A 1,067-nucleotide genomic window follows, 5' to 3' on the forward strand; every position below is an offset into this window, starting at 1 on the left:
CCGTGATCTGGGTTGAGGGCGGTAATCTGCGGGCCGTTCACACGCAACTCTTCGCTGCGGATCACGCGCCCCCCGGCCAGGATCTCCAACACCAGTTGGTCCTTGTCTTGCAGGTTGGCGCTACGCGGATCGAGCACTACCGGCTCGCGCACCACGCCGCCTTCAAACTGAAGATCGAGGATCTTGCGCCGCTTGCCATCGCGGATCAGGTAGAGTTGGGCTGGCCCGGTGTAGCGGATCTCGCCCGGCCCGCCCTGATCGGGACTCCAGGCGGGATCGTTCTTGATCACGTGTACCAAGGTTCCGCCATACTGCACCTCGCCGGCATCATTCAGGCTCGGTTCCAGATTCAGGGTGAAGGTGGGGAAGAACATGTTGATCAGGATGGCATTCGCCTGGATCGCGAGCGGAATGAGCACCTTGGCCTGCTGCTCAGCAAACGCCGCCGGCACGTGATACCCTTGCGACCCCGCGACCTGGGCCAGATCGAGCATGTATTGGCTGTAGGTCCACTGGGCCATCGCCACCTTGCCCACATCAAACTTGGCGTAGTAGGTATGATCCTGCACATCATAGACCATCGCACTGAGGCTGGGGCTATCGTAGTTGGCCTCGCCATTGCGCGGCAGCGCATACGGATCGGCGGGATTGTAGATCGTATCGGAGGAATAGAAATAGGCGTTGGTGTAGCGGGCGACACGCTCGAAGAGCGCGTCTGCCGAATCGGTACGCAAATTGAAGCGCGAGTCGAGGCGACCGGAAGCGTGGGCATCCACCACCTCGCCCGTCACCGCCGCTTCTATCGGGTCACCAATAACGTGGCTATCATTGCGCACGTGGGCGGGCTGAGCCATATCGGCCACGAGGTGCATCGTCTCACCCAAGGCACGGAAGGCATAGGCGAGGTTCGCTTCGCGCTCGCGGGGCGTCTCCATGGCCAGTTTGTACATTTGAAGGGCGCGCTGCCAACTATGCGGATTCTCCGGGTGGCTCATGGCCCAGGTTCGCGCATCAATCTGCGGATTGACGACCGGGCTATCCGGCACCTGATCGGTGAGGTGGTAGGC

General features: G+C 61.4%; 1 protein-coding gene. It reads right to left on the reverse strand.

The window, feature by feature from the left end:
• Positions 1–1,067, reverse strand: a 1,067-nt coding sequence (locus EKD03_RS18565; RefSeq protein WP_161569323.1) for a phospholipase C/P1 nuclease family protein, incomplete at both ends; no start/stop codon positions are given.

Origin of the sequence: Candidatus Oscillochloris fontis (assembly GCF_004138135.1) — a bacterium.
GTDB lineage: Bacteria > Chloroflexota > Chloroflexia > Chloroflexales > Chloroflexaceae > Oscillochloris > Oscillochloris fontis.